Raw genomic sequence first — 13308 nt, 5'->3', positions numbered from 1 at the left:
GTGATGAGTCCGAGCCTAGACACCCCGACTGACAAGTTAAGGATTTTCACGCGTGCATGAGCGTTTCCACCGGATCTGTTCTTCCAGCCCGCCAGGCCGGGTAGGACCCTGCGAGCAGACCGACAGCCAAACCCGCGATGGCCCCGCAGAGTACCGTGTCCATCCGGAGGACGGGTTGCCAGTGATTCACCAAGCTGATGGTCGCCAGCGCATCCAGAGCAAGGGCGATTCCCAGACCAGTGCCCATAGCGCTGGTCAGGACGGCTTCGGCGGAAAACTGCGTCACGATGCCCAAGGGCCTGGCTCCGAGGGCCAGCCTCACTCCAACCTCTTTCCGGCGCTCCAGAACCGCGACCAGGAAGGTGTTCATGATGCCGATGGCGCCAAGCAACAGAGTCACCCCGGAAACCCCCAACAGCAGATATCGTTGCTGCTGGTCGACAACTCGTCGCAGGGATTCGGGCTCGGGCGGCACACTCGCGGCGAAAGCACCGGGTTTGTCCGGCATCAAAGCTGTGGGCGCCTCCCGCCCCACCTGGGACGCCGCACCGGGCGTCGTCGCCAGAACTACGCTCGTCGGCCCGCCGTCGTGACCTTCGAGGCCGACCCCCAGAGGCAGATACACGGCACCGTGCTCGTCCGAGAGAGATGGATTCTCCGAGGCCACTCCCATCACGGTGATCGGCACCGTCCCCACGTACAGTGTCAGCCCTGGTGTCCAGGTGACCCCGAGCGAGTTCAGCAGTGCTCGACCGATCACGGCAACTCGATCGCGCCGCGCCATGTGTCCTTCATCGAATCCGCGCCCTTCCTCGATCCTCTGCCTCTGGGCCTCGAAGATCCCCGGGGTTGCGGAGAGGATCGGCCCCTGGACCCGACCGTCGAATTGTTGACGTTGCTCCGGCACGGTAGTGACCGTCTCGACGCCGCTCGTTACAGGCCGGACGACCGCTTTCGCCGTGACCCCGTTGAGTCGATCCAGCGCCGCGAATCCCGGGCCCGCGGCCAGCTCCACGGCTTGATCTGCGGTGAGCGCGTCTCGGTTCGTCTGGGTCAGCACCACGCGCTGGGCCCTGAATACGTCGAAGGCGTCGGAGATCTGTCCCGCGATGGTCGTGCTCAGACCCGAGGTCAGAATCAACGTCGCGACCCCGAGCACCACACCCAGCGTCGTCAGAATGTTCCGTCTGAGCCGGCACGACACGGCGTCTGCCGCCTCGACGAGACTCGTGCGAAACCACTTCTCGCGTTTCCGACCGTTGAGCTCGCGAACGGGCACCGGTGCTCGCGTCGGACTCGTGCTTGTGGCGTTCGGCCCGCTTACGCTGATTGTTTCGGTCGCTGCGCCGGTCGCAGCCTCATCGCCGTCGACGCCGGCTTCAATTCCGGTCTCGACGCCGGCCTCGGTGCCGCGCCCATCCACCATGACGACGTCGGTGGCCCTCGTCTCGACGAGCCTCCCGTCGGCAAGCGTCAGGACTCGATCGCATTGTTCGGCCACCCAGGGGTCGTGCGTGACGATCACCGTGGTCTGGTGGCACCCGGTCTGCTCACGCAAGATTTCCAGTACTTCGGTCGACCGTCGTGAGTCGAGGGACCCGGTGGGTTCGTCGCACAGAAGCACTTTCGGCCGACTGACCAGGGCTCGGGCGATCGCGACCCGTTGCTTCTCCCCGCCCGAGAGAACCGACGGACGGGCGTCGCTCCTGTGGCCCATGCCCAGTTCGTCGAGCATGCGGTGCGCGGCGTCCTTGCACTCCTGTTTGCCCAGTCCCAGATATTTGAGGGGAAGTTCGACGTTGGCCAGGGCCGTCTTGTGGTCGATCAGGTGAAAGGACTGGAACACGAATCCGATTTTTTCGAGTCGGGTTCGGGCGCGATCTCCGGGGTCCATGGCGGTGACGTCCACCCCATCGAGGATGCACGTTCCCTCCGACGGCGGCGAAAGGAGCCCAAGGATGTTGAGCAGAGTGGACTTCCCGGAGCCGGATGGTCCCACGACAGCCACCATTTCCCCGAAGTCGAGCCGAAGGTCCACGTGGTCGAGCACAATGTTTCGTCGATGCCCGTCATCGAAGACCTGGGTGAGGCCTCTGGCATCGATGCAGACCTGGGGCACCTGGTCTCCGGCGGCCGCTCCGGGACGGCCTGGGTGTTCCGAAGGCCGGAGCCTGCCCCCGACGTTCACTTGTCCCCGCCCCGGTCGATACCGACCCGAATGGTTGTTCCTTCGTCCAGGTGGCCCCTGTTCTGTTCGCCGTCCAACGGTTCGACGGCGTTCCTGCCGTCGGCGGAGAACAGCACACGAACGGGGACGTCGTGAGTTTCTTGGCCTTGGACCACAGTCACCCGGGTCTGCCCATCTTTGGTCCACAGCCCGGAGCTGGGGACTACGAGCTGGCGAGGTCGGGACTCTTCAAGGATCAGTTGACCGGACACGACTCCTTGGATGCGGTCGAGATCCGCCCCGAGATCCACGAGAACCGCCCGCTCGGCACCGGCGCCCTCGCCACCTGAATCACCGGCAAGACCTCCGCCGGCCCCCGAATCTGTGGGGCGGGAGGCACCTGTCCTCCCAGGCCCTTCCGCGGAGTCCGCGACGGAATGTTGGCCGGAGTTCGGTGCTGGTGTCCGCTGGTCTTTCGACGAGATCCCTTGCTGGTCGGGCCGACCCGTTTGTTGTGAGGCCTGGTTGTCTTTGACTCCTGTGACCGCGTACTCGGTGGTTCCCAGGGATGGGACCGTAACTCGTTGTCCCACGCTGGCCTCGGGGGTCAGCTGCCCTCCGGAACCCGTGCATTCCAATCGAGCACCGTCCGGTGACAGGGTCGCTATCGGTCCTCGGGAGACCGGGCCGGTCGACCTGGGCTCGCCCACGACGGTGCCAGGGTGCTCGAGATACAGGAAGGACGAGGCGGGGATGGTGTCTTTCTCCCCGATCGGTTCGTACCCGAACTGTTTGTACAGACGTCCCAGGGCTTCGAAAGTGTGCCCATCGATCAGGTCGCGGTCCGCCGGCGCACGCGGTCCTTGGAATCCCAACGCGATCAGGCTGTCGTTGAGCTGCCGAGCATCCGGACCGCGGTCTTCGGCGCGGAGGTCCCGATAGAGTTCAAATCCTCCCACCATGGCGAACAGCGGTTTGCCGTTGACCTCTGCGAGCAACGATCCTTGGCCAATGTCTTCATGACTCGTCACCGCGATCTTCGTGTACTGTGATCGGTCCTCTGCCGCTGGGGCTTGCACCGTGAACGTCGACCCGTATCCGACGGTGCAGTTCACGGGAACTGTAGTGCGCAGTTGATCGCGCGTGATCACTGCGGTCAGGTTCGACGGTGGCGGGGCTTCGGCATCGGCCGCTTTCTGAGCCGAGGTGGTGAACGACGACGCCGCGGCCCAGGTGACTGCCACCATCGCCGCGAGGATCACGGAGAACACGACGAGCCCTCTTCGTTTCATGACACATCCAGTTCTATTGCCCCAGAATCTCGGAGACCTTGGATTCGGCCGCCTTCTTGGCGTCGCTGGCTTGAACGATCAGCCCCTGTTTCTCGTTGAGGAACGTGGTCAGGTATGCGTTGAGTTGTGTCCGCAGTCGGCTCTCGTAGTCGACCTTTTCGCGGCATTTCGCGTCGGCCACAGCAGTGGCGATATCAGGCTTCTTGGTGGGCTGGTGGATCAGGTCTGGCGTCGCGTAGTCCAGCATTTCGTCTCGCTTCATGCAGCCGGACCATTCGTCGTTGAGCTTCCGCATACTGTCGCCGTCCAGGGCCGCGTTCACGTAGGGGAGGGGCAGGTTTTCCGCGCCGCCTTCGAAGAGGACGCCGGATTCCACGGACCCGAAAACCTTCTCGTAAGCAGTCGCCAGGCATCCCTCTTTGGCTACTCCCCCGGGAATCCCGTCAACACTTACGGTGCCTTTTTCAGGATCTCCGGCAAAGGCTGCGTTGACCCTTTGGTCCTTCCCTGGCGGAAGCCCACCCGCTTCCTCCGGGTTGGTGCGGGCATCATATCCACGCACGCGTGCGTCCTCGAGGCTCAGCTCAGTAGGGCTAGCGAGTGAACGCACACTCCGAGCCTGGTACGGCCGGGCCTCCCAGCGCAGTCCCTGTGCATCGAGGCAACGAGCAATTTCCTTTTCAACCGCGTCGTGCATGGCCGGAGTCATGCGGAAAATCTCGTCGACTTTCTCGATGGCCTGCGAGTCAGGCGCCAGCGCCGCGGAAATGCGGCTCATCGCATTTGAGGGTGTAGGTGGTTCCTGAAGCCGCCGGTGTCGAGCAGCGATCGGGCTATGTAGTTCGTGAGGTTCCGGAATCCGAGGGCGGAGCCGCGGAGGTGTTCCAGGCGCCCGTTGATCGCCTCTGTTGGCCCGTTGGACGTGCCGGGCCGGTCGAAGAACGCGAGGATGTCGGCGGCGCGCTGCTTGAGCGTGCGGCCGAGCTTGCGGACCTCCACGAGCGCGGCGGGGACGCCGCTGGAGACGGAATCGATGACGGCTGTCATCAGCTTCTTCGCCGTCTTCCGATCGGGTTCGCGGTAGGCGGCGATCACGCGCTGGTAGATGCCCCAGGTCGCCTCGACCTCGACGTGCTCGGAGACCGCGAACAGTGCCTCGAGACGGGTCTGCTGCCGGTCAGTGAGCAGCTGCGCGCCGGTGTGGAGGATGCGGCGGGCCTTGTAGAGCGGATCGTTTTTGCGGCCCCGCCGGCCGTGCAGGCACTGCTGGACGCGACGACGGCAGGTGTCGAGGGCGTCGCCGGCGAGGCGGACGACGTGGAACGGGTCCATCACCGCCTGCGCGTCCGGGAGCTCCTCGCTGACGGCGGTCTTGAAGCCGGTGAACCCGTCCATCGCGACGACCTCGACACCATCGCGCCAGTCCTGCGGGCGTGCGGCGAGCCAGGTCTTGAACACGGCTTTCGAGCGACCCTCGATCATGTCCAGCAGACGGGCGGGGCCGGTCTTGTCGCGGTTCGGGGTGAGGTCGATGATGACGGTGACGTACTTGTCGCCGACTCTCGTGTGGCGCCAGACGTGCTCGTCGACGCCGATCACGGCGACGCCGTCGAACCGGGCGGGATCGTCGATCAGCACTCGACGCCCTTCAGCGAGGACCGCGTTGTTCGCCGTGTGCCAACCGACACCGAGTCCGGCGGCGACGCGGGCGACGGTGAGGTGGTCGATCACGAGCGCTTCCAACGCCCACCGCATCCCGCTACGGGACAGCTTGGCTCGCTCGGGCGCCGCTGCCGTGAGGTCCTCACGCCAGGACCGTCCGCATCCCGAGCACTTGTAGCGGCGGACCCGGACCAGCAGCGTCGTCGGGCGATGACCGAACGGCTCGTGGGCGAGACGCCGCGTGTCCGTCCCGCGCGAGAGCGCCTGGCTACCGCATCCCCGGCACCACGGATCCGGCTCGGCGACGCGGCACTCGATCACCGCGCGATCCGGCTCAAAAAGCTGACCGGTGGCCACGAGGCCGAGCTCGTCGAGATGGCAGAACACGGTCAGATCAGGGGTCGCGAAGGTAGCGTGGTGCACGTCGAGGTCTTCCGGCAGATGGTCAGTGTGAGAACTTCCATCATCGGAAGGCCTCGACCCTCATCCGGCGACCGACGCGCTCAGCCACCTACCCCCTCAACTGCGAAGAGCCGGGATCGTGCTCGAGGACGCGGATCCGGTCGCGATTGCCGAAGACCTCTTCTGGGGCGCATTCATCAACACGGGGCAGACCTGCGCCGCGCTCAAGCGGCTCTACGTTCCGGACTCGCTGTACGACGACGTCTGCGCCGCACTCGTGGACGTCGCCGGGAAAATGCCGATGGGCGTCGGGCTCGAGGAGGAGAACGTGTTGGGCCCGTTGCAGAACAAGGCGCAGTACGACGTCGTCGACCGGCTCGTCGAGGCCGCGAAGGACGGCGGGGCGAAGGTTCTCGTGGGCGGAAATCCGGACACCGACCAACCGGGGTTCTTCTACCCGACCACGCTGGTCGCGGACATCGACCCCGACAATCCTCTGGTCACCGAGGAGCAGTTCGGCCCGGCCCTGCCGATTATCCGGTACTCCCCCCTGGACGAGGCGATCGAGGCGGCGAACTCGGTCGATGTCGGTCTGGGCGCATCCGTTTGGTCCTCCGACCCGGACAGGGCCCGCGAGGTCGCCGCCCGGATCGAGTCCGGAACGATCTGGATCAACGGACACGGCGGCGTCGACCCCCGGATTCCCTTCGGTGGGGTCAAGAAATCAGGCTACGGACTCGAGTTCGGGGTCGAGGGGCTCAAGGGCCTCGGACTGCCCCAGGTCATCAGCGGTTAGGAGAATCATGTCAGCCACGGAATACGTCATTGTGGGGGCCGGATCTGCCGGCAACGTCCTGGCGCGACGCCTCCTCGACGCGGGTCACACCGTGACCCTCCTCGAGGCGGGCGACGAAGAAACAAACCCCGACATCAGGCACCTGTTCGATCTGGGCAAGATCTGGCACAGCCCCCAGGACTGGGACTACTTCACGGTGCCCCAGGAGGGCTGCTCCTCGCGGCGACTGCACCTGCCGCGCGGCAAGGTCATGGGCGGGTCCCACGCTCTCAACGCGTGTATCTGGGTCAGGGGCGCACGCCAGGACTACGACGCCTGGGCCTACCGCGGGTGCCCAGGATGGACCTGGGACGAGGTTCTGCCGTACTTCACGCGGATCGAGAACTTCGACGGTCCGGCCTCGGACCTGCACGGCACGGACGGCCCCTTGGATGTGCGCACCGATTTCGAGCGCAACCCCATTCAGGAGTCCATGGTGGACGCCGCCCAGGAGGCGGGCTTCCCGTTGAACCCCGACTACAACCTCGGCGACCCCGAGGGCGTGTCCCGCATGCAGCTGAACGTCCGGGATGGGGAACGATTCAACACGTGGCAGGCCTACCTGGAGCCGGTGGCGGATCACGAGGCGCTGAAGCTTGTGACGAATGCCCGGGTCCGCCGCATCCTGTTCGAGGGGAATCGCGCCGTCGGCGTCGAGTACGACCGGGATGGCGCCCGCGAGGAGGCTCGTGGCGAGACGGTGATTCTGTGTACAGGTGCCCTGGGCAGCCCCGAGGTCCTGCTCCGGTCCGGGGTCGGTCCTCGCGCCGAGCTCGAGGAGGTCGGGGTCGACGTCGTCGCCGACGTTCCCGGTGTCGGGAAGAACCTGCACGACCATTTGCTCTCCCCCGTGATCTTCACGACCGAGGAGTCCCACCCGTTGCCGGACCCCGAGGTCGCCCCGGCCGAGGTCCACCTGTTCGCGAAGTCCCGTCCGGACGCTCCTGTGCCGGACACACAACCGATCTTCTTCTCCGTCCCGATGTATTCGCAGGGGTACAAGAACGGCGAGATGAGCGGGCCCGACAAGGCGTTCAGCCTGCTCGGCGGGCTCGTTCGACCCGTCAGTCGAGGCTCGCTGGTCCTGACAGGGGCGGGCCCGGACGACCCGGTCGAGGTGGATCTCGGTGCCCTGAGCCAGCAGGCCGACGTCGACGCCCTCGTGGCCTCGGTTCGCCACTGTCGGGACATCGGTCGCCAACCCGCCCTGGCCGACGCCTGGGGCGCCCAGGAGATCTGGCCCGGCCCCGACGTCAGCGACGACGACCTGGAGGAGTACGTCCGCGACTCGGTGGTCACGTATCACCACCAGGTCGGAACGTGCGCGATGGGGACCGATGCGCAGGCCGTCGTGGACCCGGACCGGTTCGCCGTCAAGGGAACCCAGGGGCTGCACGTCGTCGATGCGTCGATCATGCCGACGATCCCCACGGGCAACACCAACGCACCGACGATCATGATCGCCGAACGCGCGGCCGAGCGGCTCGGCTAGCACCACCCGGGGGTGGCGAGGTGGTGTGGCAGCGAGGCGGCGAGGCGGCGAGGTGGCACGAGGTGGCTATGCGGCACGAGGTGGCGAGGTGGCATTCTCGTGCGATTCCTCCCGCGAAGTGGCAATTCCGTGCGGAAATCGGGGCCAAAACCGCACAAGATTGCCGCCTCGGGCGCGGAGACGCACAGGAATGCCACCTCGAGGCGGTTACCGACGCCGCCGTCGCTCGTCATGGCCCTCAACGACGCCGTTACGCAGGGGGTTGCCCGATGGGGAGGCGTTTCCCGACCACATGCGGCACTCTAGCCCCCACCCAACGACGGAAACTGCCACCTCGAAGGTCCGCTCCTGCACAAAATTGCCACCTCAGGGTCCCGTCCCGTCGAGGTGGCATTCTCGTGCGATTCCTCCCGCGAAGTGGCAATTCCGTGCGGAAATCGGGGCCAAAACCGCACAAGATTGCCACCTCGGGCCCGGAGACGCACAGGAATGCCACCTCGAGGCGGTTACCGACGCCGCCGTTGGACGCCGCCGCCCGCCGCTGGCCCGCCGCCGGAAGCCACCAAGAGACCCCGGCTAGATCCCGCGGCCGGGCGTCAGGATGCCGTGCGGATCGAGCGCAGCCTTGAGGGCTCGTTGCGCCCGGAGGGTCGGCTCGTCGAGTTGGAGGGGCAGTTCGCGATACTTGAGGGATCCGATGCCGTGTTCCCCCGTGATCACGCCGCCCAGGCTGATCGCGAGTTCGGTGATGCGGTCCACGACCTTCTCGGCCGCGGCGCGGTCTTCGGGCGTTTCGTCGGACTCGACAGCCGGGTGCAGGTTGCCGTCGCCGGCATGGGCCAGGATGGAGACGCCCCGGCCCGCTTCTTCGGAAATGGCCTGCACACCCCGCATCATTTCGACCAGATTCCCGACCGGCACCCCGACGTCGCAATGGACCGCGTAGCGGCCCGCCATGAGCGCGCCGTTGGCGATCCTCCGGGCTTCGAGCAGGTCGTTGCCTTCCTGGATCCGGGTCACGGTGGCGCCCATGCGTTCGCACGCGGCCACCAGGATCTCCGCGTCCCGCTGCGCCGTGGGCCCCACCGTCTGTCCCAGGAGCAACGCCGCCTCGGGCTGCGGAAGACCACTGGGTTCGAACTCCTCGATGAGGCGGGCGCAGATTGCATCGATCAATTCGAGCACCTCGGGACGCGGATTCGAGGAAACGATCGAGGTCACGGCACGACCGGCCGCCTCGACGGTGTCAAAGCTCGCGCAGAACGTCCTCGGGGTTCCTTCCGGAACCGGTTTGAGCCGAACGGTCGCCCGGGTAATGACGCCCAGTGTGCCCTCCGAACCCACGAAGAGCGGCGTCATGTTGAGCCCGGTGGCGTTCTTGATGGTTCTGGCCCCGGTATGGATGATGCTTCCGTCGGCCAGGACGACGTCGAGCGCCGCGACCGAGGCCGCGGTGGTCCCGTGGGCGATGCACCGGAGGCCGCCTGCGTCGGTCGCGATGTTGCCGCCCACCGTGGACAGGTGGGCGCTCGACGGGTCAGGAGCGAAGAACAGGCCGTGCTTCCGGGCGTGCTCGTCCAGGTCGGAGGTGACGACTCCGGGTTCGACGTCGGCCAGTCGGTTCGCCACGTCGATGTCCAGCACGCGATTCATCGCCTCCAGGGACACCACGAGTCCGCCGGGATAAGACACCGCGCCGCCGGACAGCCCCGAGCCGCCGCCCCGGACCGACACCGGGGTCTTCGTCTCGTTCGCCCAAGCCAGGGCAACCGAGACGTCGTCGGCGGATTCCGCGAGGACCACCCCGAGGGGCTGGCCCTCGGCCACGGCCAATGACCGGTCCTCCGAGAAGTCTCGGAGAGCCTCGGCGGACGTGAGGAACCGGCTCCCCAAACGTTGCCGCAATGGCTCGACGCTGGCGGTGGCTGTGTGCGGGGTCGTCATTGGCCCTCTCCTGATTGTTTGGGGCCGCGGGGTGCCCTCGCCGGGCGCCCCGCGGCGGGGTGTTCTAGAACTCTCCCGTCGGGTGGAGCAGCGTCCGGACGGCAACCGAAAGGGTCGCCAGATCGACGGGCTGCGAGCCGCCCGAGTAGCCCTGGATCTCGAGGTTCATCTCGTCGGTCAGACGCGCGATGCTCGGAGCATAGGCCGGGTGCTCGTTCTCCCACTGGAGTAGAGCCGACCGTGCCTCGGCCGGATCTTGGGGCCTCTCGGAGTCCGGAAGGTCCTTGAGCACACGCTTCGTGAACTCCTCGCTGGCCTTGTACAGATCGGACCTCAGGGAGGCCCGCGCAATGGATTCCCAACGACCGACCCGGGGCAACTCCGTCACCGCGGCCAGCAGCTCGTGGACCGCGTACCTGTCCACCACGGCGAAGTACATCAGGGCCGCCTGGCGGGGCGCCAGCCCTGACTCCTCGGCGACGACGTCGACATCCAACAGGGTCAGGGACTCCCACAGTTGCGCCCAGGTGCGGGCCAGCTCATCAGGCAGGCCCCATTCCTCGGCCTGTTCGAGACGCCGGCGGATCGAGGCCTCGGACTTCTGCCCGACCAGGCTCGCGACGTCGTCCCGCAGCGCCACACCGGGAGCGAGCTCCTCGATGGCGCCGGCGATGATGTCCCCGCCCTCGGACTCGTCCTTGCGCGCGACGACGCCGTGGCGGATGGCCCAACCCACAGCACGGTCGGTGAACCGCTGGATGTCCTGGATGACGGTCCTCCAGGCCTCGGGGTCGGCATCCGCCGGGATGTCCCGGTGGAGCTTCCGGAGGCCCCTCAGATCGAACAGTTCCCGGATCACGAGGAAGGCGCGGGCGACCGTTAGGACGGACGCACCGGTTTCCTCCATGACGCGGTAGGCGAAGACGATGCCCGCGGTATCCACGATCTCGTTGGCCACCCGCGTACAGATGATCTCGCGCCGCAACGGGTGCTCCCCGAAGTAGTCGGCAAACCGTTCCGTGACCGGCTGCGGGAAGTACTCGTGGAGGACTTCCTCCAACCAGGGGTCGTCGCCGAATCCTGCATCCAGGAGTGCGTGGGTCAGCTCGATCTTGGAATAGGCCGTCATCACGGACAGTTCCGGGCTGGTCAGCTTCTCCCCGTTCTCACGGCGCTTCCTGAGTTCCTTGTCCGAGGGCAGGAACTCGACCTCACGGTTGAGGTCGGCATGCTCTTCGAGGAAATGAATGAACCGCGAGGCGCTGCTATTGGTCGGCCGGGTTCCGAGCCGTTCGGCGTGGAGCAGAATGTTCTGGTCCCGGTTGCTGCGCAGAACCAGGTCGGAGACTTCTTCGACCTGCTCCTCGATGAATCCGGCCCGTTCCTCACGGTCGATGTGACCGTGCTCGATCAGACGGTCCACCAGAATCTTGAGGTTGACCTCCCGGTCGGAGGTCTCGACGCCGGCCGAGTTGTCGACCGCATCCGTATTGACCAGGACCCCGTTTCTGGCGGCCTCGATCCGGGCCCGCTGGGTCAGTCCGAGGTTTCCGCCTTCGCCGACGACCCTGACCCTGAGCTCGGAAGCATCGATCCGCAGCGGGTCGTTGTCCTTGTCTCCCGCATCCTGATGGGTTTCTGCGGTTGCCTTGACGTAAGTTCCCGCCCCGCCCGTGTAGAGCAGGTCCACCGGGGCACGGAGTATTTCCGACACGAGTTCGGCGGGTGAGAGCCGCTCGACCTCGTCCTTCAGGCCGAGGGCCTCACGGACCTGCGGTGTGATGACGATCGCCTTGTCGCTTCGCTTGTAGATCCCGCCGCCTTCGGAGATGAGCGACGCGTCGTAGTCGGTCCAGTACGGCCGGGGTAGGCCGAACAACCGACGTCGTTCGGCAAAGGACGTCGCCACATCGGGATTGGGATCCAGGAAGATGTGGCGGCTGTCGAAGGCCGCGACCAGTTTGGTGTGTTCGGACAGCAGCATGCCGTTGCCGAACACGTCTCCGGCCATGCCGCCGATGCCGATGGCCGTGAAGTCCTCACTCTGGCAGTCGACCCCGAGGGACGCGAAGTGCCGCTTGACGGACTCCCACGTGCCTTTGGCGGTGATGCCCATGTCCTTGTGATCGAAGCCCACGGAACCACCCGAGGCGAAGGCATCCCCCAGCCAGAAACCGTTCTCTTGGGAGATCGAGTTGGCGAAGTCGGAGAAAGTCGCCGTGCCCTTGTCTGCCGCGACCACGAGGTAGTGGTCGGGCTCGTCCAGCACGACCACGCCCTCCGGGGAGACCACTTCGTGCTCGCCCTTGTCCGTGGTCACCAGGTTGTCGGTGACGTCCAGCAGGGACTGGATGAACAGCCTGTAGGACTCTTCGCCCTCCCTCTGGTAACCCTCCGGGTCCTCATCGCGACCCGGGGCGTTCTTGGGGAAGAATCCGCCCTTCGCACCGGTCGGGATGATCACGGAGTTCTTGGTCATTTGGGCCTTGACCAGACCCAGGATCTCCGTGCGGAAGTCGTTGCGACGGTCGGACCACCGCAACCCGCCGCGAGCTACCTTGCCAAACCTCAGGTGGACGCCCTCGACGCGCGGCGCATAGACCCAGATTTCGAAGGCCGGTCGCGGAAGCGGCGCTTCCTCGATCTTCCGCGGCAGCAATTTGAGGGCAATGGTTTCCTTGCCGAGGTACGCATTGGTGCGGACCGTGGCCGACACGACCTCCGTCATTGTCCGCAGGAATCGGTCCTGGGAGAGATCGGCGACGTCGTCGAGAGCCGCGCGGATCTCTCCCCGAACTTCCTCCTGCTTTTCGCGGCGGCGCTCGGCCGACGCCCCCTGCTCCCACTCGGGGTCGAACCCCACGCGGAACAGCTGCACGAGCAATTTGGTCACCAGCGAATTCTGGACCAGGGTGTCCGCCATGAAGGGGCGGCTGTACTCGGTTCCGAGCTGCAACAGATACCGGCAGTACGCGCGCAGTACGGCGACAGTTCGCCACGGCAGGGATTCGTACAGGACCAGCCGGTTGGCCGCACCGGGTTCGGCACGCCCGGCGAGCACCGCGCACAGGGCATCCTCGGCGAGGGGAAGAACTTCGTCGACGTCCACGCCGTCGGGGAACACGACCCCGAAATCGTAGAGGGCGAACGTTGCGCCGTCCTTGGTGTGCACGTCATAGGGAATCTGGTCGACCACGTGGAGCCCCAGATTCTGCAGAATCGGCAGGAGATCGGACAGGGCTCGCGGTTCACGCAGGTAGACCCGAAGGCGAACTTCCTTCTCGGCGATTCTGTTCTGGTCGTCGTCCGCCGAAGGGCGGAACAGTCGGGTCGCGGCAGGACGATCGGGGCCCGCTTCCGCGAGGTCCTTCAAGATCGAGGCATCGACCTGCTCCTCCGGGAGCTCGTACCGCACACGATCAACTGTGGTTTCGGCCTTCTCGTGGTGAGCCATCCGACTCCCCCTTCCCTCCGGTCTTCGGCCATGAACATGGCTCAAGTTACTTTTTCCCAA

General features: G+C 66.0%; 7 protein-coding genes and 1 pseudogene. 2 read left to right on the top strand and 6 right to left on the bottom strand.

Annotation, left to right across the window (positions count from 1 at the left end):
* Positions 1-46 precede the first annotated feature (46 nt).
* The 4 genes from ACTSLZ_RS02610 to ACTSLZ_RS02595 all read right to left on the bottom strand — a co-directional run bounded on the left by ACTSLZ_RS02610 (position 47) and on the right by ACTSLZ_RS02595 (position 5544).
* The gene (locus tag ACTSLZ_RS02610) at positions 47-2119 is read right to left on the bottom strand and encodes an ABC transporter ATP-binding protein/permease (protein ID WP_443095618.1); all 2073 of its coding nucleotides are present in this window, start codon (positions 2117-2119) and stop codon (positions 47-49) included.
* Between the two features lie 65 nt (positions 2120-2184).
* A complete protein-coding gene (locus tag ACTSLZ_RS02605) occupies positions 2185-3459 on the bottom strand; it encodes a hypothetical protein (RefSeq protein WP_443095617.1) in 1275 nt (424 codons plus the stop codon).
* A 13-nt stretch (positions 3460-3472) separates the two neighbouring features.
* Entirely contained in the window at positions 3473-4021 is a 549-nt protein-coding gene (locus tag ACTSLZ_RS02600) for a hypothetical protein (protein WP_443095616.1), read from the bottom strand.
* A gap of 212 nt (positions 4022-4233) precedes the next feature.
* A complete protein-coding gene (locus tag ACTSLZ_RS02595) occupies positions 4234-5544 on the bottom strand; it encodes an ISL3 family transposase (protein ID WP_179628043.1) in 1311 nt (436 codons plus the stop codon).
* A gap of 109 nt (positions 5545-5653) precedes the next feature.
* On the opposite strand from ACTSLZ_RS02595, the pseudogene ACTSLZ_RS02590 reads away from it, so the two are divergent.
* A pseudogene (locus tag ACTSLZ_RS02590) lies at positions 5654-6319 on the top strand (aldehyde dehydrogenase family protein); the annotation flags it as partial.
* A gap of 7 nt (positions 6320-6326) precedes the next feature.
* Positions 6327-7850, top strand: a complete 1524-nt coding sequence (locus ACTSLZ_RS02585) for a GMC family oxidoreductase (protein ID WP_443095615.1) — start codon at positions 6327-6329, stop codon at positions 7848-7850.
* Positions 7851-8426: 576 nt separating this feature from the next.
* Here the strand turns inward: ACTSLZ_RS02585 and ACTSLZ_RS02580 are convergent.
* Together ACTSLZ_RS02580 and ACTSLZ_RS02575 are read right to left on the bottom strand one after the other, a co-directional pair.
* Complete coding sequence (locus ACTSLZ_RS02580) at positions 8427-9794, bottom strand: FAD-binding oxidoreductase (RefSeq protein WP_443095614.1); 1368 nt, start codon at positions 9792-9794, stop codon at positions 8427-8429.
* A 64-nt stretch (positions 9795-9858) separates the two neighbouring features.
* Entirely contained in the window at positions 9859-13248 is a 3390-nt protein-coding gene (locus ACTSLZ_RS02575; protein ID WP_443095613.1) for an NAD-glutamate dehydrogenase domain-containing protein, read from the bottom strand.
* Positions 13249-13308 lie beyond the last annotated feature (60 nt).

Origin of the sequence: Rothia koreensis, from assembly GCF_052232265.1 — a bacterium.
Classification (GTDB): Bacteria; Actinomycetota; Actinomycetes; order Actinomycetales; family Micrococcaceae; genus Rothia; species Rothia koreensis.
Note: the sequence above shows the minus strand (reverse complement) of the source record. Positions and strands in the feature narration are given on the sequence as shown.

Bases quoted from the DNA above. Each gene is read 5' to 3' on its own strand.
- ACTSLZ_RS02575 (WP_443095613.1), bottom strand. From the start codon at position 13,248: ATGGCTCACCACGAGAAGGCCGAAACCACAGTTGATCGTGTGCGGTAC.
- ACTSLZ_RS02585 (WP_443095615.1), top strand. From the start codon at position 6,327: ATGTCAGCCACGGAATACGTCATTGTGGGGGCCGGATCTGCCGGCAAC.
- ACTSLZ_RS02580 (WP_443095614.1), bottom strand. From the start codon at position 9,794: ATGACGACCCCGCACACAGCCACCGCCAGCGTCGAGCCATTGCGGCAA.
- ACTSLZ_RS02605 (WP_443095617.1), bottom strand. From the start codon at position 3,459: ATGAAACGAAGAGGGCTCGTCGTGTTCTCCGTGATCCTCGCGGCGATG.